The organism is Vreelandella halophytica, from assembly GCF_968193635.1.
Window position 1 is genome coordinate 270,869 of the sequence record NZ_OZ309107.1, and the last position, 26,862, is coordinate 297,730.

26 protein-coding genes and 1 tRNA gene are annotated in these 26,862 nt (G+C 63.4%); 18 read left to right on the forward strand and 9 right to left on the reverse strand.

Going from position 1 to position 26,862, the window contains the following annotated elements:
- From ACWHXT_RS01320 to ACWHXT_RS01330, 3 genes are read left to right on the forward strand one after another with little or no spacing between them, the layout of a single operon-like run.
- Positions 1–1,767, forward strand: coding sequence for an ABC transporter permease (locus ACWHXT_RS01320; RefSeq protein WP_447956937.1), 1,767 nt, complete (start codon positions 1–3; stop codon positions 1,765–1,767).
- Entirely contained in the window at positions 1,760–2,827 is a 1,068-nt protein-coding gene (locus tag ACWHXT_RS01325) for an ABC transporter ATP-binding protein (RefSeq protein ID WP_447956938.1), read from the forward strand. Before ACWHXT_RS01320 ends, ACWHXT_RS01325 begins: the two co-directional genes overlap by 8 nt.
- A gap of 8 nt (positions 2,828–2,835) precedes the next feature.
- A complete protein-coding gene (locus ACWHXT_RS01330) occupies positions 2,836–3,624 on the forward strand; it encodes a symmetrical bis(5'-nucleosyl)-tetraphosphatase (RefSeq protein WP_447956939.1) in 789 nt (262 codons plus the stop codon).
- A gap of 70 nt (positions 3,625–3,694) precedes the next feature.
- Here the strand turns inward: ACWHXT_RS01330 and madM are convergent, their stop codons facing one another.
- From madM to ACWHXT_RS01350, 4 genes are all read right to left on the reverse strand, one after another.
- On the reverse strand, positions 3,695–4,456 hold the full coding sequence (madM, locus tag ACWHXT_RS01335) for a malonate transporter subunit MadM (RefSeq protein WP_447527494.1): 762 nt from the start codon (positions 4,454–4,456) through the stop codon (positions 3,695–3,697).
- 12 nt (positions 4,457–4,468) lie between these two features.
- Positions 4,469–4,963 (reverse strand): malonate transporter subunit MadL, encoded by a 495-nt coding sequence (madL, locus tag ACWHXT_RS01340; protein WP_447927738.1) that lies wholly within the window; start codon positions 4,961–4,963, stop codon positions 4,469–4,471.
- 85 nt (positions 4,964–5,048) lie between these two features.
- Positions 5,049–6,590 (reverse strand): malonate--CoA ligase, encoded by a 1,542-nt coding sequence (locus ACWHXT_RS01345; RefSeq protein WP_447956940.1) that lies wholly within the window; start codon positions 6,588–6,590, stop codon positions 5,049–5,051.
- 38 nt (positions 6,591–6,628) lie between these two features.
- Positions 6,629–7,984: a malonyl-CoA decarboxylase gene (locus tag ACWHXT_RS01350; RefSeq protein ID WP_447957999.1), complete on the reverse strand. Its 1,356-nt coding sequence runs from the start codon at positions 7,982–7,984 to the stop codon at positions 6,629–6,631.
- Positions 7,985–8,149: 165 nt separating this feature from the next.
- Between ACWHXT_RS01350 and ACWHXT_RS01355 the strand changes: the two genes are divergently transcribed.
- Positions 8,150–8,812 (forward strand): GntR family transcriptional regulator, encoded by a 663-nt coding sequence (locus tag ACWHXT_RS01355; protein ID WP_447927740.1) that lies wholly within the window; start codon positions 8,150–8,152, stop codon positions 8,810–8,812.
- A gap of 82 nt (positions 8,813–8,894) precedes the next feature.
- On the opposite strand, the gene ACWHXT_RS01360 is transcribed toward ACWHXT_RS01355, so the two are convergent.
- The 3 genes from ACWHXT_RS01360 to ispB all read right to left on the reverse strand — a co-directional run bounded on the left by ACWHXT_RS01360 (position 8,895) and on the right by ispB (position 11,472).
- The gene (locus ACWHXT_RS01360) at positions 8,895–10,025 is read right to left on the reverse strand and encodes an endonuclease/exonuclease/phosphatase family protein (RefSeq protein ID WP_447956941.1); all 1,131 of its coding nucleotides are present in this window, start codon (positions 10,023–10,025) and stop codon (positions 8,895–8,897) included.
- Between the two features lie 284 nt (positions 10,026–10,309).
- A tRNA-Pro gene (locus tag ACWHXT_RS01365) sits at positions 10,310–10,386 on the reverse strand.
- An 84-nt stretch (positions 10,387–10,470) separates the two neighbouring features.
- Positions 10,471–11,472: an octaprenyl diphosphate synthase gene (ispB, locus tag ACWHXT_RS01370; protein ID WP_447956942.1), complete on the reverse strand. Its 1,002-nt coding sequence runs from the start codon at positions 11,470–11,472 to the stop codon at positions 10,471–10,473.
- A gap of 328 nt (positions 11,473–11,800) precedes the next feature.
- Between ispB and rplU the strand changes: the two genes are divergently transcribed.
- The 4 genes from rplU to proB all read left to right on the forward strand — a co-directional run bounded on the left by rplU (position 11,801) and on the right by proB (position 14,918).
- A complete protein-coding gene (gene rplU, locus ACWHXT_RS01375; RefSeq protein WP_447527500.1) occupies positions 11,801–12,112 on the forward strand; it encodes a 50S ribosomal protein L21 in 312 nt (103 codons plus the stop codon).
- 34 nt (positions 12,113–12,146) lie between these two features.
- Positions 12,147–12,404, forward strand: coding sequence for a 50S ribosomal protein L27 (gene rpmA, locus ACWHXT_RS01380; protein ID WP_447927743.1), 258 nt, complete (start codon positions 12,147–12,149; stop codon positions 12,402–12,404).
- A gap of 128 nt (positions 12,405–12,532) precedes the next feature.
- Positions 12,533–13,723: an Obg family GTPase CgtA gene (gene cgtA, locus ACWHXT_RS01385; protein ID WP_447894920.1), complete on the forward strand. Its 1,191-nt coding sequence runs from the start codon at positions 12,533–12,535 to the stop codon at positions 13,721–13,723.
- Positions 13,724–13,778: 55 nt separating this feature from the next.
- Positions 13,779–14,918 carry a glutamate 5-kinase gene (gene proB / locus ACWHXT_RS01390; protein WP_447956943.1) on the forward strand — a complete coding sequence of 380 codons (1,140 nt, stop codon included), beginning with the start codon at positions 13,779–13,781 and terminating at the stop codon, positions 14,916–14,918.
- On the opposite strand, the gene ACWHXT_RS01395 is transcribed toward proB, so the two are convergent.
- Complete coding sequence (locus ACWHXT_RS01395) at positions 14,915–15,901, reverse strand: DUF1853 family protein (protein ID WP_447956944.1); 987 nt, start codon at positions 15,899–15,901, stop codon at positions 14,915–14,917. The two genes, proB and ACWHXT_RS01395, sit on opposite strands and share 4 nt — an antisense overlap.
- Before the next feature lie 114 nt (positions 15,902–16,015).
- On the opposite strand from ACWHXT_RS01395, the gene ACWHXT_RS01400 reads away from it, so the two are divergent.
- Positions 16,016–17,386 (forward strand): Glu/Leu/Phe/Val family dehydrogenase, encoded by a 1,371-nt coding sequence (locus ACWHXT_RS01400; protein WP_447956945.1) that lies wholly within the window; start codon positions 16,016–16,018, stop codon positions 17,384–17,386.
- Between the two features lie 117 nt (positions 17,387–17,503).
- Here the strand turns inward: ACWHXT_RS01400 and ACWHXT_RS01405 are convergent, their stop codons facing one another.
- The gene (locus ACWHXT_RS01405; RefSeq protein ID WP_447956946.1) at positions 17,504–17,983 is read right to left on the reverse strand and encodes a PepSY domain-containing protein; all 480 of its coding nucleotides are present in this window, start codon (positions 17,981–17,983) and stop codon (positions 17,504–17,506) included.
- Between the two features lie 150 nt (positions 17,984–18,133).
- Between ACWHXT_RS01405 and ACWHXT_RS01410 the strand changes: the two genes are divergently transcribed.
- The 9 genes from ACWHXT_RS01410 to ACWHXT_RS01450 all read left to right on the forward strand — a co-directional run bounded on the left by ACWHXT_RS01410 (position 18,134) and on the right by ACWHXT_RS01450 (position 26,681).
- Positions 18,134–18,511: a PepSY domain-containing protein gene (locus tag ACWHXT_RS01410; RefSeq protein ID WP_447956947.1), complete on the forward strand. Its 378-nt coding sequence runs from the start codon at positions 18,134–18,136 to the stop codon at positions 18,509–18,511.
- On the forward strand, positions 18,508–19,182 hold the full coding sequence (locus ACWHXT_RS01415) for a response regulator transcription factor (protein WP_447956948.1): 675 nt from the start codon (positions 18,508–18,510) through the stop codon (positions 19,180–19,182). The genes ACWHXT_RS01410 and ACWHXT_RS01415 overlap by 4 nt, the downstream gene beginning before the upstream one ends.
- Positions 19,172–20,557, forward strand: coding sequence for a sensor histidine kinase (locus ACWHXT_RS01420; RefSeq protein ID WP_447956949.1), 1,386 nt, complete (start codon positions 19,172–19,174; stop codon positions 20,555–20,557). The genes ACWHXT_RS01415 and ACWHXT_RS01420 overlap by 11 nt, the downstream gene beginning before the upstream one ends.
- Positions 20,558–20,690: 133 nt before the next feature.
- Complete coding sequence (locus tag ACWHXT_RS01425; RefSeq protein ID WP_447956950.1) at positions 20,691–22,454, forward strand: bifunctional diguanylate cyclase/phosphodiesterase; 1,764 nt, start codon at positions 20,691–20,693, stop codon at positions 22,452–22,454.
- 79 nt (positions 22,455–22,533) lie between these two features.
- Complete coding sequence (phnD, locus tag ACWHXT_RS01430; RefSeq protein WP_447956951.1) at positions 22,534–23,499, forward strand: phosphate/phosphite/phosphonate ABC transporter substrate-binding protein; 966 nt, start codon at positions 22,534–22,536, stop codon at positions 23,497–23,499.
- 73 nt (positions 23,500–23,572) lie between these two features.
- Positions 23,573–24,433, forward strand: coding sequence for a phosphonate ABC transporter ATP-binding protein (gene phnC / locus ACWHXT_RS01435; RefSeq protein WP_447956952.1), 861 nt, complete (start codon positions 23,573–23,575; stop codon positions 24,431–24,433).
- Positions 24,430–25,257 carry a phosphonate ABC transporter, permease protein PhnE gene (phnE, locus tag ACWHXT_RS01440; protein ID WP_447956953.1) on the forward strand — a complete coding sequence of 276 codons (828 nt, stop codon included), beginning with the start codon at positions 24,430–24,432 and terminating at the stop codon, positions 25,255–25,257. The genes phnC and phnE (ACWHXT_RS01440) overlap by 4 nt, the downstream gene beginning before the upstream one ends.
- A 9-nt stretch (positions 25,258–25,266) precedes the next feature.
- A complete protein-coding gene (phnE, locus tag ACWHXT_RS01445) occupies positions 25,267–26,082 on the forward strand; it encodes a phosphonate ABC transporter, permease protein PhnE (RefSeq protein ID WP_447956954.1) in 816 nt (271 codons plus the stop codon).
- An 83-nt stretch (positions 26,083–26,165) separates the two neighbouring features.
- Positions 26,166–26,681 (forward strand): C40 family peptidase, encoded by a 516-nt coding sequence (locus tag ACWHXT_RS01450; RefSeq protein ID WP_447956955.1) that lies wholly within the window; start codon positions 26,166–26,168, stop codon positions 26,679–26,681.
- Positions 26,682–26,862 lie beyond the last annotated feature (181 nt).

Sequence of the window (26,862 nt, forward strand, 5' to 3'; positions counted from 1 at the left end):
ATGCAGGCCATGAAAACCCGGCGCGGTCTGGGGCGCTTCAAGCCCGACACGCTGCTCGGCGCGGCGATCACCCTGGTACTGCTGGTGCTGGTCGCCGTGCCCATGACGCTGGTGCTGCTGCAGGCGTTCTGGCCGGGCATCCTGCAAGGCGATACCCGCTTTGCCGGTTTTTCGAACCTGGCCGAGCTTTTCCATCGCAGGCTTTGGCGCGTCTCGCTGACCAACTCGCTTTACCTGGCAGGATATACGGCGCTGTTCGGTACGCTGATCGGTGGGGCGCTCGCCGTGGTGCGCCAGCAGTGTTCGGCCTGGGGCGCGGCGGCGCTGGATCTGTGCGCCTGGGCCATGCTGATCGTGCCGTCGTTCATCGTCGCCCAGGGGTGGATACTGTTCAGCATCAAAAGCGGTATCGCCGCCCAGTGGCTGGGCGCTGACTGGGTGAACGCCGCGGTCTTTTCGCCGCCGGGGCTGGTGGCGATCATGTGCTTCAAGAACTTTCCGTTCGCGTATCTGGCGATCACCGCCGCCATGCAGTGGCACGTCAAGGAGCACCAGCACGCCGCACGCCTGTGCGGCGCCGGGCCGCTGCGCACCCTGGCGACTATCCGCTTGCCGCTGCTGGCCCCCGCGATACTCTCCGGCATGGTGCTGGTGTTCATCGACACACTGGGCGACTTCGGCCTGCCCGCGGCCCTGGCGACGACCTACCGGTTTCCCACGCTGCCCTACACCATCTTCACCGCGATGAACCAGTCGCCGATTCGCTTCGATCTGGCCGGGGTGCTCTCGGTGTACCTGATGGCGATTCTGGTGGTGGCCGTGGCGCTGTATCTGTGGCTTCTGCGCCGCTCCCGGTTCGATTTTCTGACCGCCAAGGCCGAGGCGGGCCGGCCGGCGACGCGCGGGCATCCGCTGCTCACCGTGGCGGCCTTCGCCTTCGTGGCCGTCGCGGTGGGCATTCCGCTTTGCAGCAGCCTGGTGGTCTCGCTGCTGGACAATCTCGGCGACGGCGTGACGGCGAGCAACATGACGCTTGCGCACTACCGGACGGTGCTGGCAAGCGGCTCGGGGCTGCGGGCGGCGCTGGCCAATTCGTTTCAGATCGCCGCGATCGCCGCCGTGGCCAGTTTGCTGGTCGCTTTTTTGGCGGCGTATCTGCTCACGTTCAGCCAGTTCTATTTGAACGGGCTGATCAACGTGATCTCGACCATCACGCTGGCCGTGCCCGGGGTGATTCTGGGCGTGGGGTTCATTTTTCTGTGGAACCACCCCTGGCTCGACGCCCTGGGGCTCAGCCTTTACGGCCATCCCGCCTTGCTGGTGCTGGCGGGTATGGCCGGTGCCATTCCCATCGCCATTCGCGTCTTGCTGGGGGCGATGGGGCAGATCCCTCACTCCTTCATGGCCGCTGCGGCCTTGCAGGGGGCGGGCGTATGGCGGCGGCTTTTCACCATCTTGCTGCCGCTGACGCTGACCGCGTTTCTCTCCGCGGGGCTCGCGAGCTTCGGCTCCAGCGTGTTCGATCTGGCGATCACCTCCATTCTTCATCCGCCCGGCTACGAGGTGCTGCCCGTGGTGATCAACCGCATGTTCCAGCAGGGGCTCTACGGCGAGTCCACCGCCTCGACCCTGGTCGCCGCGGCGCTGACGCTTGGCGTGATTCAAGCCGTTCACATGAGCGCGCGGCGCCTGTTTCAACACTTATTGCATACGCACCCGCCAAAGACGCCGGTGCCGGCTGACAACGCCGAGGTACGCCATGCTTGAACTCTCCCATTTGGGCCGGCGTTACGGCCCCGCGGTTGCGCTGAGCGATATCAGCCTTACGTTGGCACCGGGGCGCGTGCTGGCGGTGCTCGGCCCGTCCGGGTGCGGAAAATCCACCCTGCTCAAGCTGATTTCCGGGCTGGAGGAGCCGGACGGCGGCGAGGTGCGCATCAACGGCCAGCTCATCGCCAAACCCGGCTTTTCGCTGCCGCCGGAAAAACGCCCGATCAACATGGTCTTTCAGGACTACGCGCTTTGGCCGCACATGAACGTGCGCCGCATCGTCGGTTACGGGCTGACCGCGCTTTCGCGAGTTGAACGGCGCCAGCGCGTGGACGAGCTGTTGGCACTTTTACATCTGGAGGATTACGGCGATCGGCTGCCGTCGCAGCTCTCTGGCGGCCAGCAGCAGCGGGTGGCCATCGCCCGGGCGCTGGCCACCGACCCTGAGGTGCTGCTCTTCGACGAGCCGCTCTCCAACCTGGACGTGCAGCTGCGTATGGAGATGCGCTTCGAGCTGGCCGATCTTTTCGAGCGGCTGAACAAGACCGTGCTCTACGTCACCCACGACCCGCTGGAGGCGTGCGCCTTCGCCGATGAGCTTTTGGTGCTCAAGGAGGGCTACCTGGAGCAGGCGGGGCCTGTACGTACGCTGTTCGCCCAGCCGGCCTCGCCCTGGGTGGCGGGGCTTGCCGGCTTCGACAGCCGGCTGACGGCGCGGCTGGAGCACCCGCTCGACGAACAGACCTGGCAGGTGGCGGTCAACGGCCAGCGCCTGGCGTGCTGCCTGGCGCAAGAGGCACGGGGTGTGGCCGGCGAGCCGGTGAGCCTGATGCTTCACAGCGGCTCCATTCGCCTGTGCTCGCAGGATGAAGCCGCGCAGCCGAACACCAACTACCTTTCAGGCACCGTGCGCCAGTGCCTTTTCGAGGGCCACCAGTGGCGGCTGCGCCTGGACCTGGGCGGCACGCTGCTCTCCTTGACCAGCGAGCAGCCTCATGAGCGCGGCGCTGCGCTGCACGTCGCCTTTCCGTACCACAGCGCGCTGGCATTTACCTAAGGAGGCCCGTGGCTTTATATGTGGTAGGCGATGTGCACGGCTGCATCGATGACCTTGAAGAGGCGCTGGGGCGGATCGGCTTCGACCCCAACGTAGACCGGCTCTGGAGCGTGGGGGACCTGGTGGGCAAGGGGCCGCACTCCCTGGAGGTGCTACGCCTGGTGGCCTCGCTGGGCGATCGCTTCCAGATGGTGCTGGGCAACCACGAAACGCGGCTGCTGGGCCAGCTGGCCGGCGCTCATGGGCCGGGGGACGCCGCCCTCGCGCCCGTTCTGAGCGATAAAGGCAGTGTCGACTGGAAGCACTGGCTGCGCCAGCAGCCGCTTTTGCTGCGCGAGCCCTCGCTCGAGCTGACGCTCTCCCACGCGGGTATCTTTCCCGGGTGGAGTCTGGCGCTGGCCGAGCGCTACGCGTTCCAGGCAAGCCAGGTGCTGCGCATGGCAAGCGATGCGTGGCTCGCGCAGCTGGCGCGCTCGCCTTACCGCCATACCCAAGGCGGCATGGATAGCTGGCAGCACATCATCTGCGCCTTCACCGAAATGCGCTACTGCGACGTCTCCGACCCGAACCACCCGACCATCGACTTCACTGCTAAATCGCCGGCCCAAAAGAGCGCCTCACTGGTGCCCTGGTTCGACGCCTGGCCCATCCAGTCCGGCATATGGGCGTTCGGTCACTGGTCCAGCCTTCACGGTGACACGGGGCGCGCCGATATCCGCTGTCTGGATACCGGCTGCGTTTACGGGCGTGCGTTAAGCGTGGTGAGAGTCGTTCAAGGGGCGTTGATCGATGTGTGAATCGACCCAGGCGAAGGCGCTTACGGTATTCAGCCGCAAGCGCCTACCGATTGCCGGTTGAGGGGGAGCGCTAGAAGAGGGCGCGCACGCAGAAGTACAAAAGCGACGGCGCCAGCAGTGCGCCCAGGCCGGTGTAGAAGGTGGCCGTCATGGCCCCGTAAGGCACGAGCTTCGGGTCGGTGGCGGCGAGCCCGGCGGCCACGCCGCTGGTGGTGCCCATCAGCCCGCCGAAGATCATTGCCGAGCGTGGGTTGTCCAGGCCGATACGGCGCGCGGCGATCGGCGTGAGCACCATCACCAGAATCGACTTGAACAGGCCCGCGGCGATGGAGAGCGCAATCACTTCCGACGAGGCGCCGATGGAGGCGCCGGCGATCGGCCCGACGATATAGGTCACCGTGCCCGCGCCGATGGTGGTGAGGTTGGCCGGGTCGCGGTAGCCAAAGGCGTAGGCCACGGCCACACCGGCAATGAAGGAGACGATCACGCCCAAAAACAGCGCCAGAATCCCGCTCAGCCCAGCCTGGCGAATCTCCTGAAAACGCACCCCGTAGGCGGTGGCGATGATCGCCAGGTCGCGCAGCATGCCGCCGCCCATCAGGCCAAGCCCGGCGAACAGGCTGATATCCGCTAGCCCCTTGGTGCCGCCGGTATAAATACCGCCAAAGTAGGCCAGCGCCAGGCCCACCATGATGGCGATGGCGGAGCCGTGGACGCGCCCGTTGGTGAGCTTGGCGCTGACGAGATACGACACGTACATGGCCGCGCCCACCAGGGCGAAGGCGGCGATCAGGTGCTGGGTTTCGAGCTGCGTCAATAGTGAGTCAAGCATGGTGGCAGCTCCTTAGCGGGCGTGGTGGGGGCGCGTGGGACGCGCGGATTTGGCAGGGCGGGCGGTTTTCTTCGAACGCGACGCCGGGGCGCGCGAGGCGACCTTGTCGACCGGCGTTGCATCCGGCGCGGGGGGCGGTGTTTCGGCCTCTTTGGGGCGGCCCAGTTTGGTCAACGCGGGCACTAGAGCGAAGCTTGCCGCCACCGCCAGAAGGCTTGCCAACAGCGCAATCATCCCGCCATCGATGGCCGCAGCCACGTTTTGGCTGGCCGCCATGGCGACCACGATGGGGATATACATGCCGTTCCAGAACGTAATACCGCTTTCGGTGCTAGCGGGCATCTTGTTCTTGTCGATGAGATAGCCGCCGAGAAAGATCAGCAGCAGCATGGCGATGCCGACACCGCCTACGTTGGACTCCACGCCGAGCAGCATGCCCAGCACATCACCTACCCATAGGCCGACCAGCATGCAGCCGGCCAGCAAAGCGACTCCGTAAATTACCATGGCGTTTTCCTAGCGTTGTCTTTGTTTTTAGGGGATACCGGCGCCGTGTCGTCAGGGGGTTACATCGGCGCCTTGAGTGGGTGGGTTAGGCGTTGGCGGCCGCCGGCTTCTCGCTGAACGTATCGGCGTAGGTGTCGCGCAGCTGGTTTTTTTGTACCTTGCCCATCACGTTACGCGGCAGCGCCTCGGTAAAGAAGACGCGCTTGGGCTGCTTGTAGCGCGCCAGGTCGTCCTTGATCGCCTCGAGAATCTGCGCTTCGTCTACGCTTGCCGACGCCTTGGGTACCACGACGGCGACCACGCCCTCGCCCAGGTCGGCGTGGTGTACGCCAATGACCGCGGACTCCTCGACATCGTCCAGGTCGTCGATGAATTGCTCGATCTCCTTCGGGTAGACGTTGTAGCCGCCGGAAATCACCAGATCCTTGTCGCGGCCGACGATGTTCAGGTAGCCCTTGTCGTCGATCAGGCCCAAATCGCCGGTGATGAAGTAGCCGTCATCGCGAAACTCGGCCTCGGTTTTTTCCGGCATGCGCCAGTAGCCTTTGAACACGTTGGGCCCGGTCAGCTCGACCATGCCGGTTTCGCCCTGGGCGAGCTCGGCGCCGGTTTCCCGGTCGGTGATGCGCACCGTCACCCCTGGAAGCGGCGTACCCACGGTGCCCGAGCGGCGCTCGCCCTCATACGGGTTGGACGTGTTCATATTGGTTTCAGTCATGCCGTAGCGCTCCAGAATGGCGTGACCGGTGCGTTCGCTGAACTCTTCGTGGGTTTCCGCCAACAGCGGCGCCGAGCCCGAGATGAACAGGCGCATGTTGGCGACGACCTCGCGGTTCAGGCGCGGGCTTGCCAGCAGGCGGGTGTAGAACGTCGGTACGCCCATCAGCACCGTGGAATCCGGCATCAGGTCGAGCAGTTCTTCGACATCGAGTTTGGGCAAGAAGGTCATCGACGCGCCGTTGATTAGCGTGACGTTGCACGCCACGAACAGCCCATGGGTGTGGAAAATGGGCAGCGCGTGGATCAAATGATCGTTCTCACTGTACTGCCACGCCTCGGTTAGCGCCTGGCTGTTGGAGGCGAGATTCTGGTGGGTCAGCATCGCGCCCTTGGAGCGCCCGGTGGTGCCCGAGGTGTACAAAATGGCGGCCAGGTCATCGGCGGCTACTTCGCAGACGGCGTCGGTCTCGTCAGCACTGGTGGCTTTTTCCATCAGGCTGCCGTTGGCGCGGGTGCCAAGGGTCTCGACCTGGGCACCGCCGCTTTTCTCGGCGATGGCGCGGGCTTCGCGATGTACCTCCGGCCGGCAGACGAACAGGCGCGGCTCGGCGTCTTCCAGAAAGTAGGCGATTTCGCTATCGGTGTAGGCGGTGTTCAGCGGCAGATACACCGCGCCGACCTGCAGGCAGGCAAGATACAGCATGACGATTTCAGGGCTCTTGTCGACCTGAACGGCGACCCGGTCGCCAGGCTCCACCCCCAGCGCCAGCAGGGTCGTGGCGATCCGCCGGCTTTGGCAGAGCACATCGCTGTAGCGGTAGCGCTGGCCGTCGAGGGTGTCCATCAGCACTTTGTCCGGCGCGCGCTCGAAGTGCGGGTAAAAGTGCAGGTAGAGGTTATGGTTCATAAAAGACTCCTTGTTATTGTCGTCAAACGTATCCGGGCTTATGCCTTGGCCGGCGATTTCGCCGCTGGCTTGGCTTCTAAATACTGGTTTGCTTGATTCGCCTGGCGGCGAATGTCGCTGGCGCACACCACCGTGTGATTGACGCTGTACGCTTCGTGGTTCTGCTCGATACGGTTGAGTTGATAAAGATAGTTCACCATTAGCCCGTGGGCCTGCTGCAGCCCCTTGCGAGAGGTGTCCGCTCGCCAGTTCAAGCGGTGCAGGCTCGCGCCGTTGCCCAGGTGAAAGCGCGCTACCGGGTTCAAGGGCTGGCCGCTTTTGTGTTTGACCTCAGTCAGGTAGTGGGCCGCCAAACGCATGAACTCCTTGTGCGCGGGCGAGGAGAGCTCCTTGCTTTCGTGGGACTCCAGATAGGTCGTGAGCTCCTCGGAGAGCGTGGCCGTCCCGCGTATCTCCTCGAGCCAATCCGCAAAGCCGGGCACCGGCGAAAGGGTGACGAAGTTCTTGATCTGCGGAAGCTCCCGGCTGAGCTCCTGAACGACCTGTTTGATCAAAAAGTTACCGAAAGAGACACCCTTGAGCCCCTTTTGACAGTTGCTGATGCTGTAGAACACGGCGGTGTCCGCGTCGTCGAGGGGCAATTCTTCGCCGTGCTCCAGAATGTTTTGTACGTTGCCGGGAATGCCGTCGCATAGCGCGACTTCCACGAAAATTAGCGGCTCGTCCCCGGTGGCCGGGTGGAAAAAGGCATAGCAGCGGCGGTCGTCCGGGTCGAGGCGACGGCGCAGGTCGTGCCAGTCGCCAATCTCATGCACCGCCTCGTAGCGGATCAGCTTTTCAAGCACCGCCGCGGGCGTGTTCCAGTCGATGCTTTCGAGTACCAGAAAGCCGCGGTTGAACCAGGAGCTGAAAAGGTGGGCAAAGTCGCTATCCAGCGCCGTGAGTTCCGGCGTTTGACGCAGGCACTTGAGCAGATCGGCGCGCATGTTCACGAGCTCATAGGTGCCGCCGGGGCACAGATTCAAACGGCGCAGCAGGTCCTGGCGGCGCGGCTCGCAGGCGTTGAACAGCCGATCCAGCGAAGCGTTGTCCTCACGCTCGCAGTAGGCCTGGTAGGCGCTGTGAATATCGGCAGGTTCCGCGGCGTAGTCGTTGGCAAGAAGCTGAAAGAATGCCAGCTTCTCCTCCTCGGTGAGCGCCTGATAGTGGGCCAGCGCTTGCTGGGCCAGCAGGATCTGGGAGGCCTCGCCGGTACGGCCCATCAACCCCTTGCAAGCGGCGGCGAGCCCCTTGAAGTGGCTTTCGCTGTCTTTCTCGTTGCCCAAAACGCTACTTAGCTGACGCGTACGCGTACTGATATTGGTGAGCAGCCCCTGGAGAAACGTCATATTCATGTTCATGCGCATCGGCCTTGTTGTGAATCGGTGGGCGGACTGCTTGTTACGACGCCAGCGCTTTATAATTGTGAGTTAGCGTGGTAAACATTAAACAGTGCGGCATGTTGTATATAACAAATAGAGCCAAAGAATTTATGAGTCAAGGCTGGAGGGGGTAGACTTATGGCGAAGGTGTCCCAGGCACAGCGGCTGCGCGACCTGCTGGAAGATGCGATTGTCGCCGGGCGCTTCAACCCCGGCGAGCGCCTCGACCCGGATGCACTGGCGCTGGAGTACGCCTGCTCGCGCACGCCGATTCGCGAAGCCATTCAGCAACTCGCCGTGTCGGGCATGGTGCAGGTGGTCCCCAAGCGTGGCACCTTCGTGACCCGGCTGGGTGTGTCCGAGCTGGTCGAGCGTTTTGAAGTCATGGCCGAGCTCGAAGGGCTCTGCGGGCGCCTCGCCGCCCGGCGTATTTCCGGCCAGGAGCACGTTGCGCTGACCCAGGCGCTCAAGGCGTGCCGCACCATGGCCGAGCAGGGGGATACCAACGGCTACTACTACGAAAACAGTGTATTTCACCACTGCCTCTACGCGGCCAGCCATAACCAGTTTCTTGCCCAGGAAGCGGCGCGGCTCCATGCGCTGCTACAGCCCTACCGGCGGATGCAGCTTCAGGTGCGTATGCGCGTCGAGAGCTCGCTGGCCGAGCACGAAGCCATCGTCGAAGCGATCGAAGCCGGCGACGGCAAAACGACCGAGCGCCTTCTGCGCGAGCACGTCACCGTTCAAGGCGAGCGCTTCAACGACCTGGTGGCGTCGATTCGAGAACTCGAGATGGCGTGATACACCCGCGCTTGCAACGAAAAAGGCCACCCGCATGATAGGGGTGGCCTTTTTCTAGTGCGCTTTCTAATACGATCACTCTTTAACTGCTGACGCCTTCTTCGCGGGCGTCTTCTTCACCTTCCTCGATCAGCTCATCGGCTTCTTGTTGCTCCTGGGCCGAGGCCTCGGGCGCAGCCGGGTCTTGTGCGGCGGCGGTCAACGTTGCCGTGATGGCGAAATGATCCGACCCCGCAAGCGTTACGCGGTCCAGCGCGACGAGCTCGAAGCCGTCAGAGACGAACAGATGGTCGATCGGGTAGCGCCAAAAGGGATAATCGACGTGGTAGGTACTCAGCAAGCCTCTTCCGCGGCGCGGATCCTTGAGATCGCTCAAGCCCATAAATAGCTGGGTCGTATTGGACCAGGCCGCATCGTTGAAGTCCCCGGTCACGATCCAGCGGCTGTCCGGGTCCTGTTCGACGCGCTCGGCCACGAGCATCAGTTCCGCGTCGCGCTCTCGGCTGTCCCGGCGTTCCGCGTCGCCGCCATCGTCTGGCGTGCGCTCTTTAAGCCCCGGTGGCACCGGGTGAATGCCGACATAGCGCACCGCCCCGATGCCGGGAACGTCCAGGGTGGCAAAGACCGACGGCCGGCGCTCGGACACCAGATGCGCCACTTCTTGCGCCTGCAGAGGAACGCGTGACCAAAGCGCGATGCCTAACCCTTCCTCACGCACCTCGCCCACGTAGTACTCATAGCTTTCGTCCAGCGGGGCCAACCCCGCTGCCCACTCGCGATCGATCTCGATGATCAGCACGACGTCCGGGTCTTCGCGCTCGATCAAATCCAGCGCCTCGGCGTAGCGGTCATTGGTGTAGTCGACGTTGGCGGTCAGAATCTTGAACGTGGACTGGTTCTCGAGGGTTCGCGCATCCGCCTCTTGCACCTCCTTCGGCCAAACCGGGGTAAAGGGCAGGATATGGGACACTTGCCAGCCGCCGGTTACCAGCAGCAGCGCAAGCAATACGCCGTGCTCCTTTTGCGCTCTTCCAAGCCAGGCATGCAAGGTCAGAAGCAACAGCACGACGGCCAATACCACGCTCAGCTGCAGGCGCGGAAACTCCCAAAGCCGGATCGACCAATGACCGCTGGGAATCTCGGGCAGCAGGCTGACCGCTATCAAAACAATCGTCAGAACCCGAACGATCCAGAGTAGAGTTTTTAAAAACATGAGAGTGCTCGAATGTGGCGGGACGGCATGATGAATGTCGCCCCGGGGTGAGGGCGGTCATGCACTTGGAAGTCAATCAGGTGGCAGCTTGCCAAGCGTAAAACCCGGCATTGCCCCTTAATTTCGATTCGAGACAGAATAGCGGGTTATCGTGCAAAACGACATCCTGGCTTTTCACTCACGTGGCCTGAAAAACCGTCGCTGCGAAAAGCCAGTCAGAATGGCGGGCACAAAAAAATGGCCACTTGCTCGAAGAGCTAAGTGGCCATTTTTCTAACAATTAGTGGTCGGAATAGCAGGATTCGAACCTACGACCTCTGCCTCCCGAAGGCAGCGCTCTACCAAGCTGAGCTATATTCCGGCGCTTAATAACGGGGATGAATCTTACTCGTGAGCGCGGGACTTTTCAAGTAGAAATTTCACCGTGCCCCATAAAACCTGCGATTCAGGACTGGCGTTCGATCGCCATGCGGGCGAGATCCGCCATGCTGTTGCGATAGGGGCTCTCGGGCAGCGTCTCGAGTTCCGCCAAGGCTTTATCGACCATTTCTACCGCGCGGCTGCGGGTGTACTCAAGCGCCCCGGTGCGGTGAACGATCGCCAGTACCTCGTCGAGCTGCTCGAGCCCACCCTTGCGGATCGCCTGGCGGATCAGTTTGGCCTCTTCCGGGGTGCCGCGCTCCATGGCGTTGATCAAGGGCAGTGTTGGCTTGCCTTCGGCCAGGTCGTCGCCGACGTTCTTGCCCATGGCATCAGCGTCGCCCTGGTAGTCGAGCAAATCGTCGATCAACTGAAAGGCGAGCCCCAGGTAGCGCCCGTAATGTTGCAGGGCGCGTTCTTGCGCCGGGGTGGCGTCGGCCAGTACCGCGCCGCTGTGGGACGCCGCCTCGAACAGCATCGCGGTTTTACCCTGGATGGTCTCGAAGTAGGCGTCCTCGGTCAGGCTCGGGTTGCCGATATTGGTCAGCTGGAGCACTTCGCCCTCGGCGATGATGCAGGTCGCGCTCGAAAGAATCGCCATGATACGCATCGAGCCGACGTTGACCATCAGCTGAAACGAGCGCGAGTAGAGAAAATCACCCACCAGCACCGACGGCGCGTTACCCCAGGCATCGTTGGCGGTTTTTTTGCCGCGGCGCAGGTGCGAATCATCGACCACGTCGTCGTGCAAAAGCGTGGAGGTGTGCATGAACTCGATCAGCGTGGCGAGCGTAATGTGCTTGTCGCCTGCGTAGCCCAGCGAGCGCGCGGCCAGCAAAACCAAAAGCGGGCGCATGCGCTTGCCACCGCTTTCGATGATGTACTGGCCGATGGTTTCCACCAGCGGGACTTTGGAGTTGAGCTGCTCGACAATGGTACGGTTAACGGCCTCGAAGTCGCCCGCCACCACGGCGTGAAGCGGTGAAGGCGTTGGGCTGGCAGACGTTTTAGGAGAGACGTTAGTCATGGAGTTTGTTCATCGCGGCAGGTGAAAAGCGGCAATTACCGCCCTGAGTGGGGATTATGCTATGGGGCCGCCTGTAAGGCGTCAAGGCGCGCTCTACTTCGAGCCCCGCCCCGGGGCCGATACCGGCCGGATTGACACCTCCCCAGGGGCTTGTGGTAAAGGTCGAACGGCGCTATAATCCGCGACCCACTCATCATGCTCCCTGTCAGATGGCTGCCAAAAGGGGCGCCACTCGCAGCAGGTCTTAAGAGCACGACGCGAAAGCGCGGTAGATGATGAGCGCTGGCTTAACAAGGTGCCAGCTTCAATGACGAGTCCGGAGAGCGACATGTACGCAATTATCAAAAGCGGTGGCAAGCAGTACCGCGTTCAAGAAGGTCAGACCATCAAGCTCGAGAAAATCGAAGTCGCCACCGGCGAGTCCATCGATTTCGAAGAAGTGCTGATGGTTGCAGACGGCGACGATTTCAACATTGGCGCACCGATGATCGGCGGCGCTAAAGTATCCGCTGAAATCGTGTCTCACGGCCGTGGTGATAAGATCAACATCATCAAGTTCCGTCGTCGTAAGCACAGCATGAAGCGTCAGGGCCACCGTCAGTGGTTCACTGAAGTCAAAATTACCGGAATCTCCGTTTAAAACGGTTCATTCCCCTAATTAGGAGGCTATTTCGATGGCACATAAAAAGGCAGCCGGCTCCACGCGTAACGGTCGCGATTCCGAATCCAAACGCCTTGGTGTGAAACTCTTCGGTGGCCAAGCGGCAACCGCGGGTAACATCATCGTTCGCCAGCGCGGCACGCGTTTCCACGCAGGCCAGGGCGTCGGTATCGGCCGCGACCACACGTTGTTCGCACTGAACGACGGTAAGGTCCAGTTCCAGACCAAGGGCCCGAAGAACCGTAAATTCGTGAGCATCGTTGCTGAATAAGCGCTGAGCGCTTGGACGATCGCACGAAAGAAAAGCCCCGCATTGGCGGGGCTTTTTTGTCTGTTTAACCCCTTGGTCTTTGTGAAGGCGGGGGATGCAAGGGCGGCGAAAGCGGCCGGGAGAATTCAATGCAGTTCGTCGATGAAGCCTCGGTGATTGTCGAGGCAGGCAAGGGCGGCAACGGCTGTCTGAGCTTTCGCCGCGAGAAATATGTCCCTAAAGGCGGCCCCGACGGCGGTGACGGCGGCCATGGCGGCAGCGTCTACCTGATCGGTGACGATGCGCTCAATACGCTGATCGACTTCAAATTCCAGCGCTTCTACAAGGCCGAAAACGGCCAGGGCGGCATGGGGCGTCAGATGAGCGGCAAGGCAGGTCTTGACCTGCACGTCAAAGTGCCGGTCGGCACCACGGTGATCGACGAAGACACCCTGGAAGTGATCGCCGATGTGACCGAAATCGGCCAGGTCGTGCTGGTCGCCGAAGGCGGACGCCGGGGGCTGGGCAATATTCACTTCAAGTCCTCGACCAATCGCGCGCCCCGGCGTACCACGCCGGGCACCGAAGGCGACCGGCGCAATCTGCGTTTCGAAATGAAGGTCATGGCCGACGTGGGCCTTTTGGGCATGCCCAACGCCGGTAAATCGACGCTGATTCGCTCGGTCTCCGCCGCCAAGCCGAAGGTCGCCAACTACCCGTTTACCACCCTGGTGCCTAACCTGGGCGTGGTGAAGCTGGGGATGCACGAGCACTTCGTGATGGCGGACGTGCCCGGGCTGATCGAAGGCGCCTCGGACGGTGCGGGCCTCGGGCTTCGCTTTTTGAAGCACCTGACCCGTACGCGGCTTTTGTTCCACGTGGTGGATATCGCGCCGTTCGATGAGTCCGACCCGGTGCAGGCCGCCCAGGCGATCGTCCATGAGCTCGGTGAGTTCTCGCCGGCGCTCTCGGAGCGCCCGCGCTGGCTGGTGCTCAACAAGTTCGATTTGGTGCCGGAAGAGGAGCGCGAAGCCCGCGCCCAGGCGGTCATCGATGCGCTTGACTGGGAGGGCCCGGTGTTTCGCATCTCGGCGATCGGCAGCGAAGGCACCGATAAGCTGGTCCAGGCCGCGCACCGCTGGCTGACCGAGCAGCAGCGCCTGGAAAACGAAGACGAAGAGGCCTTCGAGCGCGAGCGCGAGATGCGCCAACGCATGGAAGAAGAGTCCGTCGCCCGCACCGAGGCGCGTCTGGGCTACAACCGCAAGCGGCGCGACCAGGACGATGACGACGACTTCGACGACGATGATTTCGATGTCGAGGTCGAGTACGCGCCCTGAGCCAGCGGCCGGTAAATCACGACGAACGTTTAGGTGTGGGCAAAAGAGAGGCGGCATGGAACAGCGTGAACAGTTGCCGGGTCGGGAGGCGCTAAGGGGCGCGCGCCGCGTGGTGGTGAAGATCGGCAGCGCCCTGATTACCGACGACGGGCGGGGGCTCGATGACGCCGCCATCGGCGCCTGGGTCGACCAGATCGCCGAGCTGCAAAGCCGCGGTGTCGAGGTCGTGCTGGTCTCCTCCGGGGCGGTCGCCGCGGGCATGGTGCGTCTTGGCTGGCAGGCGCGGCCCACCGCGGTCCATGAGCTACAGGCCGCCGCCGCCGTCGGCCAGAACGGCCTGACCCAGTGCTACGAGCAGCACTTCGCCCGTCACGGCATGCTGACCGCGCAAATCCTTTTGACCCACGACGATCTTTCCAACCGCAAGCGTTACCTCAACGCGCTCTCGGCGCTGCGCACCCTGGTCGAGATGCGCGTGGTGCCGGTGGTCAACGAAAACGACACCGTGGTCACCGACGAGATCCGCTTTGGCGACAACGACACCCTGGGCGCTTTGGTCGCCAATCTGCTCGAGGCCGACGCCCTGGTGCTGTTGACCGACCAGGAAGGGCTTTTTGACGCCGACCCCCGGGAAGACCCCGGCGCCACGCTGATCGACGAAGGCCGCGCCGACGACCCAAGGCTTGCCGCCGTGGCAGGCAGCGGCGGGGCGCTTGGCCGTGGCGGTATGAGTACCAAGGTGCGCGCCGCCACGCTCGCGGCGCGCTCCGGGGCGCTCACCGTGATTGCCAGCGGCCGCCAGCCCAATGTGATCAGTCGCATCATGGGCGGCGAGGCGCTGGGCACGCTGCTGACGCCCAACCAGGCCCCCATGGCGGCGCGCAAGCGCTGGCTGGCCGGCCAGCTCCAGGTACGCGGTACGCTCACCCTGGATACCGGGGCGGTCAACGTGCTGCGCGACAAGGGCTCGAGCCTTCTGCCGGTGGGCGTACGCCAGGTGCAGGGCAGCTTCAAGCGCGGCGACATGGTGCTGTGCGTGGACGAGCAGGGCGAACGGGTCGCCAAGGGGCTGATCAACTACGGCGCCGACGACGCCCGCCTGCTGGCCGGCAAGCCCAGCCATCAGATCGAGGCGATCCTCGGCTTCGTCGAGGCCCATGAGCTGATCCATCGAGATAACCTGGTGGTCGTTTAACGCCCGGGCCGGGTTTTCGATGGCCCAAGCGGTAGCGGTATCTGCCGCGGCCAGTCGTTGGGCACGATGAATACCCGTTTAAGCGCCGCGCCGCCTTCGGCTTTCAGCATGACCTGCTGGGGGCCGTACTGCGCGATATGCGCCGTGAGCGCAGGCCCAAACGCTTTTGGCGAATCAAACGCCGTCTCTAGCGGCGGCGCCAGCCAGAAAGGCTTCTTCAGCCAGGCCATCTTCACCTCCCCCTCGCGCGCCAAAAGTGTCTCCCAATCCTTCAAGTAGCACCACTGCCCGCGGCGGTGATGCGCGCTTGCGCCTTCCGGTGGGGGCAGCGTTGCGTGAAACGGATAAAACAGCACCCCGGGCATGGCCAGGCGCTGGGTGAGTGCGCCGGCGCCGGGCTCGAAGGGCGCGCAGTCCCGCGGCGCCAGCCAGTGGCGTAGCGTTTTTTGGGCCAGGGGCGTGGCGGAAAGCGGCAGTTGGTGGGCGTGCAAATGGGCGCACTTGCGCGCCAGGCTGTCGAGCCCGCCCGGGCCGATCCAGCGGTTCTGGCTGGTGGCGCCGCTTGGGCCTTCGTCGAGCCCCAGGTAGAACTTGATCGCGACTTCCAAATGGATGGGCGCCGGGTCGGCGCAGGTGCGGTAGAGCATATCCAGCTCGCCCAGGGTCAGGCGTTTTTCTCTGATTTGAACGTTATGGGTCAAAAGCCGCGTGTTGGGTGCGTGGCCGAGCAGCAGATGCCAAAGCGTCTCGTGGTAGTGGCCCATGCGCGTTAGGCGTTTTTTCACCACCGCCCGGCACGCCGGTAACAGTCGCTCGAGCCAGGCGTGGGCGTCGCTTTCAAGGCCAAGCTCGGCTCGGGTGGGGCGGCCCGGGTAGCCTTTTAACGCCACCAAATCCGGCGTATCCAGAAGCCACGCCAGGTCCCGGGCAATGGGGTCTTCAAGCAAGGCGCCTTGGGTGTCGGCCGGTGGTATTGGTGGCATAGTGGTGTCCCCTGGGCGGCTTGAGGGTGGGCGAGGGCGAAGTAAAACAATGAATGCTACGCTTGAGCTTACGCAAGCCCCGGCCTTTACCCAACGATGCAACGGAGTGTGTTAATGGCTAATTCGAAAACCAAAAAGCAGAAAGCCCCCGCCAGCTCATCGAACAAACGGGCAGCTAAAAAAGGTGGCCCCGACCCGTCGCATGTCGAGGCCCAGGCGCTTACCCCGCAAACCGGCGCGGCGCTTTTCGAGGACGCCCACTCGCGGCTGGAGGAGGTATTCGACGCCCTGGATATCCATCCCGATGCCCGGGCGAGATTGATGCAGCCCGCGCTTTCGCTACAGGTCAGTATACCGGTACGCATGGACGATGGCCGCCTGCAGGCATTTCCGGCCTGGCGGGTTCAGTACGATATCAGCCTGGGGCCGGCCAAGGGTGGCGTGCGCTTTCACCCGCAGGTCAACCAACACGAGGTGACCACGCTCAGCTTCTGGATGGCGATCAAGTGCGCGGTCGTCGGCCTCCCCTTTGGGGGCGGCAAGGGCGGGGTCCAGGTCGATGCCAAGGCGCTTTCATCGCTGGAGCGCGAACGCCTGGCGCGGGGCTACATTCGCGCCATTGCCGACGTGATGGGCCCGGACCGTGACATTCCCGCCCCGGACGTCAACACCGACGCCGAGGTAATGGGCTGGATGATCGACGAGTACGAGAACATCGTGCGCGCCCGGGCACCGGCGGCGATCACCGGCAAGCCGTTGCCGCTGGGTGGCTCGCCCGGCCGGGTGGCGGCCACCGGCCACGGCGCGCTCAAGGTGCTGGATTTGTGGGCCGAGCAACAAAACCGCAAGCCCGAAGACACCACCGTCGCGGTGCAGGGCTTTGGCAACGCGGCGACGTATTTCGCCCGCCAGGCAAGCGCGCGGGGCTACAAGGTCGTGGCGGTGTCGGACTCCAGCGGCGGCATTTACAAGAAGGCGGGGCTGGATATCGACGCGGCCCAAAAGGCCAAGGAAAAACACGGCGCGCTCGCCAAGTGCCGCCAGGGCAAGGCCCTCCAGGGCGCCGAGCTCCTGGCGCTCGAAGTCGACGTGCTGGCTCTGGCCGCGCTGGAAAACCAGGTGCACGGCGATAACGTCGGCGATATCCAGGCCGGCATGATTCTGGAAATTGCCAACGGCCCGGTCACCAGCAACGCGGACCGCGAGCTCGCCAACCGCGGCATCGATGTGCTGCCCGATGTGCTGGCCAATACCGGTGGGGTGATCGTGAGCTACTTCGAATGGCTACAAAACCGCGCCGGCCAAGCCTGGAGCGAAGAGGAGGTCAACCAGCGCCTCGATGAAAAGCTGGAGCGCGAGGCGCGCCTGGTGCTCCAGCGCGCCAAAGAGGAGAAGGTGACCTATCGTCAGGCGGCGTACCGCCAGGGAATCGAGCGTATCGCCGAGGCGATCATGGCGCGGGGCAACTGTCAGGAAAGCCGATAAACACTTGCCAGGAAAGTCGATAAACACGCGCGCATCGAAAAAAGCGGGCCCTCGTCAGGGCCCGCTTTGCGACATGCTGCAACACCCCATGATGCAATACGTTGGGGGGCGGCCAGGCTAGTCGCGATCCATCGCGGTAATCTCGTAGGAGCCCTGGCGCACGCTCAGCTCGACCTCGCGGCCCTCGGCGTTGCGGCCTTCGATGTCGATGATACCGCTCTGGTTCATGTCGATCTCCTCGAAGGTCACCATGCCTTCCTCGGAAGCGACTTCGAATGCCTGGCGAATATCGTCTTCGCTCATGCCCCAGGCACCGCTGACCAGGCGTTCGCGCTCTTCTTGCAGGGTTTCGCCGCTTTCCAGCGAGAACTCGATATCGGCGAACCACTCGTCATCGAGCCACCCTTCGACCTCGACCCGGTCGCTGCCTTCGACGTTGATTTCCTGATACTGGGTAAAGCCGTAGTCGGCGGTATAGCCGAGCACGTCGTCGAGGCGCTCGAGGGCCAGGCCCTCGTCGGCCTGGGCTACGCCCGCCGCTGCGCTTAGCAGCAGGGCAGTGGCCGGCATCATCAGCACTTTTTTCGTAAGATTCATGTCAAACTCCTTCTTGAGCGATACGGGGTGAATGATCGACGCGCACCGGCGCTTGCCGATGCGACGCCCCTTTTATAGCACCGCGTCTCTGTCGCTAACCTGAAGGCGCCGTTCATCCAACGTTCATATCGACTTTGGCATGCTGACACCATGAAAACGCTTTTAACGCCTCATTCATCGCGCCTTAAGCGCCGCTGGCCCCTGGCCGTGGCGCTGGTGGCGTGGTTTGGTGTCCAAAGCGTGGGGGCGGATCCGCAGTGGGAAGGGTTGCATGACCAGGTGCGCTCGGGCGAGGCGGTGAGCCTGGAGTCGCTTCTGGACTGGCTGGAAGCGCGCTACCTGGGCGAAGTCATCGAGGTCGAGATGGAGCGCGACGACGGCGACATCGAGTACGAGATCAAGATGCTCGGCCCCCAGGGGCAGGTCGTCGAATTCGAGTTCGACGGGCGCAGCGGCAAGCTCATGAAAATCGAAGGCGTGCGTATCAACGAGATGCAGCGCGAAAGCGTCGAGGGTGGCGGGCCATGAAGTGTTTATTGGTAGAGGATGACCAGGCGCTGGCCTTTGAGCTCGGCCAAGCGCTAAAAGAGGGCGACTGGCTGGTGGAGCATGCCGCCACCGGCCAAAAAGCGGATTTTTTGGTGCGCGTCGAGGCATATGACGCGCTGATTCTGGACGTCGGCCTGCCCGACGGCGACGGCACGCGCTGGCTAAGCGCCTGGCGCGACGACGGTATCGACCTGCCTGTGCTGATTCTGACCGCCCGCGAGCGCTGGGCGGACAAGGCCGCGGGGTTTACGGCCGGCGCCGATGACTACGTGACGAAACCCTTCGAGCCCGCCGAGGTGCTCTTTCGCCTGCGCGCGATCGTTCGCCGCACCCACGGCTACGCGCACCCGGTCATCAAGGTGGGCGAGCTCCACCTGGATACCCATGCCCAGCACGTGACGCTTGCCGGACGCCCGGTCAGCCTGACCGCCCAGGAGACGCGCCTGCTGAGCTATTTGATGCACGCCGCCCCGCGGGTGGTCAGCCGGGGCGAGCTCGCCGAGCACGTCTACGACCGTGACCAGGAGCCGGACTCCAACGTGATCGACGTGCAGATCAGTCGGCTGCGCCGCAAGCTTGGGGGCTGGCGCTTTGCCACGCTTCGAGGCCAGGGCTATCGTCTGCTGGCCGAGGCGCCGGATGTCGGCTAACCGCGGCCGGCTTGTCTGGAGCCAACTGCGCAAGCGCTGGTCCCACCGCTCGATCGCCACGCGGCTGCTGCTCGCCGCACTCGTCATCATTGCGCTGGCGCTGCCGCTTTCCGGGGCGTGGCTTGCGCATTATTACCGTACCGCCGCCATAAGCGCCTTTGACGAGCGCCTAAAAGCGACGCTGAACGTAGTGATCGCCGGGGTGGCGTTCGACGCCGCAAGCGATACCCTGCGCTATCCAAGCGCGCTGGGCGATCCCCGCTTCGATCAGGTGTTTTCCGGCTGGTACTGGCAGATCACCGACCAAAACACGCACCATCTCGCCTCGCGCTCGCTTTGGGACCAGCGCCTGCCGGTGACCGACAGCCGCCGGATAAGCGCGCGAAGCCTAAAAGGTCCCCGCGGCCAGCCGCTACGCGTGCTCGAGCGCGATATTTATCTGGCACCGCTGGATACGCCGCTGCACGTCAGCGTGGCCGCGGACGAGACCGAGCTGGGCGCGAGCATTGCCCGGTTCCAGCGGCTTTTATGGCTGGGGCTTTTGACGCTCGGTGCGCTCTTGATGGGCGTGTTGGCGTTACAGGTGCGCTGGGGGCTGGCGCCGCTTCGGCGCATGAACGCCAACCTTCGCGAAGTGGAAAAGGGCACCGCGGAGCGCATGGATACGCAACTGCCCGAGGAGCTGGCAACGCTTGCCGGGTCGATGAACGCGGTGCTCGTGCGCGATCAGCGGCTGATCGAGCGCGGCCGTCACACGGCGGGTAACCTGGCCCACGCGCTAAAAACGCCGCTGAGCGTGATGCGCCTGCAACTAAAGCATTTGCCCGGCGAACACAGCGAGCGGCTGGATACCGAGCTTTCGCGCATCGATAGCGCCGTACGCCACCACCTGGCCCGCGCCTCGGCGGCCGGCGAGGGCCTGCACCTGGCGCCCATCGTCCTTGACGAGGCCCTTTCCGGGTTGATCGAGGGCCTCTCCCGCCTGGCTCACCGCCGCCAGGTCGCGCTCAGCGCCGATTGGCAAGCGCGCCCGAAGGTCCGTATGGACCGCCAGGATATTCAGGAAATCGCCGGTAACCTCCTGGATAACGCGCTGCGCTGGGCGCAAAGCGAGGTGACGCTTCGCGTGGACGCCCAAGACGAGACGCTGTTGATGAGCGTTAGCGACAACGGCCCCGGCATGAGCGAGGCGCAGTGTCAGGCCGCGCTTGCCCGGGGCACGCGGCTGGACGAGCAGCGCTCGAACAGCGGCCTGGGGCTCGCCATCGTCGCGGATTTGGTGGCGCTTTACCACGGCACGCTGCACCTTACGCGGGGCGAAGCCGGCGGGGTCTACGTGGCCGTCGAGCTCCCCGTGGTGGCCCCGGGCGCATGACGCCCCGCAACACCGGGTGTCATAAAAGCGTCATCAAAATATCCCAATCTTTTTGGACTTAACCTCCTCCCGTCGACTCAGGACGCGTTAGCCGGTTTTTTCGGCTGACGACGTTTGCAAAGGCACCCGGCACATGACTGCTCAAGACACTCAATGGCTTAACCACATTCTTGAAAACGAGGACTTGACCATTGTGTTCCAGCCCATCGTGGATGCCAGCCAGCAGGCGATATTCGGCTACGAAGCGTTAGCGCGCGGGCCCGAAAACTCGCCGCTCTACTCGCCGCTGCGCCTTTTCGACGTGGCGATGCAGGCGGGGCATTTGGTCGAGCTGGATCTTATGTGCCGGCGCCTGGCCATTCGCCGTTTTGCCGAGCTCGGACTGCCCGGGTTCTTGTTTCTCAACGTGATGCCGCTGACCATCGTCGAGCGCGACTTCGAAGAGGGGCTGACCCTGGGCTTCGTACGCGAAAGCGGCTTGCCCGCCAAGCGGGTAGTGATCGAGCTGACCGAGCACGTGCCGATTCACGATTACGCCCTGATGCGCCAGGCGGTGGACCACTACCGGGACATGGGCTTTCAGGTCGCCCTCGATGATCTGGGCGCTGGGCACTCGAGTCTTCGCCACTGGGCAGAGCTGCGCCCGGACTTCGTCAAGCTCGACCGTCACTTCATTGCCGGGATCGACCAGCAGCCCGCCAAGCGCGAGTTTCTGCGCTCGATTCTGGACGTGGCGCGAAGCCTCGATTGCCACCTCATTGCCGAAGGCGTGGAGACCGCCGCCGAGCACCTCTGCCTTTGGGAGCTCGACCGGGGGCTTTCGCTGTTGCAGGGGTTTTACTTTGCCCGCCCCAGCATCGATCCGCCGTTTACCCTGAACATGCAACTGCCGGCGCCGGGGCCTGCCAGCGGCTCCGGGCGCACCGCCCGGACCATTTCCCGCGCCATCGAAACCGCCGCGCCGGGCGATTCGGTGATCGCCCTGGCCGAGCGCTTTCGCCACCACCCGGCACTTCGCTGCGTCGCGGTGGTAAAGGACGACGCGCCGGTGGGGGTGGTGCGGCGAAGCGCATTCTTGACCCTGTTCACCAACCCCTATAGCCACGCACTTTACGCCAAGCGCAAGGTGCTGGAGGTGGCGGATACCAAACCGCTGATCGCCGAGGCGGATACGCCACTCGAAGTGCTCAGCCAGCAGCTCACGGACAGCCGCGATATCGAACAGGAGGACTTCGTGATCGTCGATGCAGGGCGCTACCTGGGGATGGGCAGCATCGTCGATCTATTGCGCGAGATCACCGCCATCCAGGTGCGTCAGGCGCGCCACGCCAATCCGCTGACTGGGTTGCCGGGCAATATTTTGATCAACGAAACCCTGGGGCACACGCTGGAGAAAGGCGAGCCCTTTGCGGCGGCCTACGTGGATCTGGACAACTTCAAGGCCTTCAACGACGCCTACGGTTACGCCCGGGGCGACCAGGTGATCATTGCGCTTTCGCGCCTTTTACAGGCCCAGGTGGACAGCGCCGGGGGCTTTATCGGCCACATCGGCGGCGACGATTTCATGATGCTGCTGCCGCTGGAGCACTGGGAGGGCGTGTGCCGCCAGATCCTCGACTCCTTCGAGGTGATGGCGCCGGGCTTTTTCGACGAGCGCGACCGCCTTCAGGGCGGGGTGCATATTGAAAACCGCCGGGGCGAGGCGGACTTCTTTTCCTTCGTCAGCGTGTCGATCGCGGTCAAGCCGATACTCGATACCACGAGCTGCCGGGCGCTGGAGATCGCCGCGCAGCTTTCGGAACTCAAACATCAGGCCAAGAAGATCGCCGGTAATAGCCTTTTCGTCGAGCGCCGTGGTGACGGGTACGCCTGCGCTGTTTACCCCGCGGCGTCATAAAGGCGTCATGCAAGTGTCGCAGGCTTGTCACCCGGGCTTGTCAGCATAGCGCTACTTCAAACAACATTTTGGGTGATGTATGTCGACGCTCTCTCTTTCTCGTACTTTGTTAAGCGCTGCGGTAACGGGGGCCTTCGCCCTGACCGCGCTCACCGCCTCCGCCGACCTTTCATCGCGCTACACCGACAACGACGGCGACATGGTAGCCGACGTACCCGAAGACGCCGCCGAGTGGGTCAACCCGGATACGCTGGTATTTGCCTACACGCCGGTAGAAGACCCGGCGGTGTACGCCGAGGTGTGGGCGGATTTCCTGGATCACCTGAGCGAGGCGACCGGTAAGAACGTGCAGTTTTTCCCGGTACAGTCCAACGCCGCCCAGCAGGAGGCGCTGCGCGCCGGACGCTTGCACGTAGCGGGCTTCAATACCGGCGGCGTGCCGGTAGCGGTCAACTGTGGCGGCTTTAGACCGTTTGCCATGATGGCGGCAGACGACGGAAGCTTTGGTTACGAGATGGAGATCATCACCTATCCGGGCAGCGGTATCGAAGCCGTCGAGGACCTGGCAGGACGCCAGATGGCGTTCACTTCGGAAACCTCCAACTCCGGCTTTCGCGCGCCCTCGGCGCTTTTGCGCTCGGAATACGGCATGGAAGCCGGCGAAGACTTCGAAACCGCGTTCTCCGGCTCCCACGACAACTCCATTCTGGGCGTGGTCAACGAAGATTACGACGCCGCCGCCATCGCCAACTCCGTCGCCACGCGGATGTTGGCCCGGGGTGTGGTCAACGAAGGCGATTACGAGGTGATTTATACCTCGGAAACCTTCCCCACCACCGGCTACGGCCTGGCCCACAACCTCGATCCGGAACTGGCCCAGCAGATTCAGGACGCGTTTTTCAGCTATGACTGGGAAGGCACAGCGCTGGAAGAAGAGTTCGCCAACTCCGGTGAAGCGCAGTTCATTCCCATCACCTATGAAGAAGACTGGTCGGTCATTCGTACCATCGCCGACGCCAACGATGTGACCTACGACTGCGACTAAGCGCTGACGCACCACGAACGCCGGCCGAAAGGGCATCCTTTCGGCCGGCTTGCTATCCAGAGGAGGTGTTTCAATGCTTACCCTAACCGGCGTTGGCAAACGCTACCCCACCGGGGATCATGCCCTGACCGATATCGGGCTTTCGCTGCCCAAAGGGCAAGTCATGGCGTTGATCGGCCCCTCCGGGGCGGGTAAAAGCACCCTGATTCGCTGTGTGAACCGCCTGGTCGAGCCAACCCAAGGCTGCATTCGGCTGGACGAACTCGAACTGACCGGGCTTTCCGGGCGCGCGCTTCGCCGGGCACGGCGCTCCATGGGTATGATCTTTCAGGAGTACGCGCTGATCGACCGGCTCACGGTGATGGAGAACGTGCTCTCCGGGCGGCTGGGCTACGTCGGTTTTTGGCGCAGTTTTTTGCGCCGCTACCCCGAGGACGCGGTGGCTGAGGCGTTTCGCCTGCTCGAACGGGTCGGGCTTGCCCACGCCATCGACAAGCGTGCCGATGCGCTCTCCGGCGGGCAGCGCCAGCGGGTGGGTATCGCCCGGGCGCTTTTACAAAGCCCTCGGCTTTTGCTGGTCGACGAGCCCACGGCGAGCCTCGACCCGAAAACCTCGCGCCAGATCATGCGTTTGATTCGTGAGCTCTGCGCCGAGCGCGGCCTTGCCGCCATCATCAATATTCACGATGTCGCGCTGGCCCAGCAGTTCGCCGACCGCATCGTCGGGCTCAACGCGGGCCAAATCGTCTTCGACGGTGCCCCGGCCGAACTTAGCGGCGATATCCTCACGACCATCTACGGCGAAGAGGAGTGGGACACCCGCGCCGAGGAGGCCGAAGAGCCCATCCCGGAAAACCCGCCGCCGGTTCGGCGTATCGATACAGCCGCCAAGCCTCGGGTGTTGTCAGCACCGGCAAGCGGGGCCGTGCGATGAGGGGGCCAAACACCGACGCGCGCCTGGCGGCTGCACGGCTTGGCCAGTGGCGGCGGCGGCCGTTCATCGAGCGCCCTTGGCTACGCTTGGCCATCATCGTTGGCGCTTGCGTTTATCTGGTGCTGGCGCTGGCGTCCGTCGAGGTCAACTGGGCCCGGGTCGCCGAAGGCGCCGGGCGGGCGGTCAATTTTCTGGCGGCGTTCACGCAGCCGGATTTCGTTAGCCGTCAAAACGATATCATCGCGGGGCTTTTGGAAAGTTTGACCATGACGCTCACCTCTACGGTGATCGGTGTACTGCTGGCGATTCCCGTGGGGCTGGGGGCGGCGCGTAACATCGCCCCGCTGCCGGTTTACGCCGTGTGCCGGGCGATCATCGCCATCTCGCGCACCTTTCAGGAAATCATCATCGCCATTTTGTTCGTGGTGATGTTCGGCTTCGGGCCGCTGGCGGGCATGATCACCCTGGCGTTTGCCACCATCGGCTTCATGGCCAAGCTTCTCGCCGAAGACATCGAGGATCTCGACGCGCGCCAGGTCGAGGCCGTGCGCGCCACCGGCGCCGGCTGGTGGCAGGTGATGAACCACGCCGTGCAGCCCCAGGTGATGCCGCGTCTGATCGGGCTCTCCATGTACCGGCTGGATATCAATTTTCGCGAGTCCGCGGTGATCGGCATCGTCGGCGCCGGGGGAATCGGGGCGACGCTTAACACCTCGCTTAGCCGCTACGAGTACAGCACTTCCGCGGCTATCTTGCTGATCATCATCGCGATCGTGCTGCTGAGCGAATACGCCTCCAGCCACGTCCGCCGCTTTACTCAATAGGAGCCCGCGATGCCCGTTTCAACCTCCGCCACCGGCGTACCGCTTTGGCAGCGGCGCACGTCTCGCGCTCAGTGGCTGCGTTTCGGCGGCTGGCTTTTTGGGGCAAGTCTCTTTTTGCTCTGCTGGAAAGTGATTTCCGACAACACCATGTGGGTGTTCGCTTTGGACGCCGGGCGCCAGGGGAGCGATCTGATCAGCCGGATGTTGCCGCCCAAGTGGGAATACGCCGCCAGGCTCTGGCAGCCCATGTGGGACACCATCAACATCGCGACCCTGGGCACGGCGCTGGGCATTTTAATGGCTTTTCCCGTGGCGTTTCTGGCCGCGCGTAATACCACGCCGCACCCGCTGGTGCGCAGTGCGGCGCTGACCGTGATCGTCTCGTCGCGCTCGATCAACTCGTTGATCTGGGCGATGCTGTTGGTCACCATCGTCGGCCCCGGCGTACTGGCGGGCATCATCGCCATTGCCCTGCGCTCGATTGGTTTCGTGGGCAAACTTTTGTATGAGGCGATCGAAGAGATCCACCCGACCCCGGTGGAAGCGATCAGCGCCACCGGTGCCAGCCGCCTGCAGGTGATGAACTACGCCGTGCTGCCCCAGGTCATGCCCGCTTTCGCAGGTATCAGCGTGTATCGCTGGGATATCAATATCCGCGAATCGACGGTGCTGGGGCTGGTGGGCGCTGGCGGTATCGGCCTTCAGCTGAACGCCTCGATCAACAGTCTGGCCTGGAGCCAGGTCAGCGTCATCTTTGTGATGATTTTTGCCACGGTACTGGTTTCCGAGTGGGTCTCGGCGCGGGTGCGCCACGCCATGCTTTGAGGCGCCAGGTGTAGGATCGAGTGGCGGGGGGCCGCGGCTTGGGCCATGATGAAGGCATCCCACTTCAATTGGCTGAGTGCTCCATGTCGACCACTTTGTTTTCGTTTGCCTCGTTCTACGCCGTTGGTCTTCGCCGTCTTGGGCCGCTTTTGGCCCTTTTTCTATTGGCCGGGTGCGCCAGTAAAGAGATCGCCACCGCGCCGGGGCCCGGCCCCGACACCATGGCGGGTATCTCGATGGAGCGCGCGCTGATCCTCTCCCACGCCCAGCAGGCGATCGGCACTCCCTACCGCTTTGGCGGTAACTCCCCCAAGGGGCTCGACTGCTCGGGGCTGGTCGAAATGACCTATCGCGCCGCTGGTTTGCGCGTGCCCCGCACCGCCGACGCGCAGTACCGCGCGCTCCCCAACACGGCAACACCGCGCCCGGGGGACCTGCTGTTTTTTGGCAGCGGCTCCAAGGCAACCCACGTCGGAATTTACCGGGGTAACCGTCAGATGATTCACGCCCCGGGCTCCGGTCGTCACGTGGTGAGCGTGCCGCTGGATATCGACTACTGGGAACAGCGCTATTTGGGCGCCGCCGCCCTGGCGCCTTGATCGGGTCAGTAAACCTCGTACGTTTAATGCAAGCACGTCGGGAAAGTGTTAATAGTGTTATCCTGGATAAAATGAGAATTACCCTGACGCGGGTATGAGGGTTTTAATACCGTTACGCCGGGCGCGACCAGGTTTAGACGTTCAGGGAGGCGTGGCCCGGCCGCTCGAGGGTTCGTTCGAG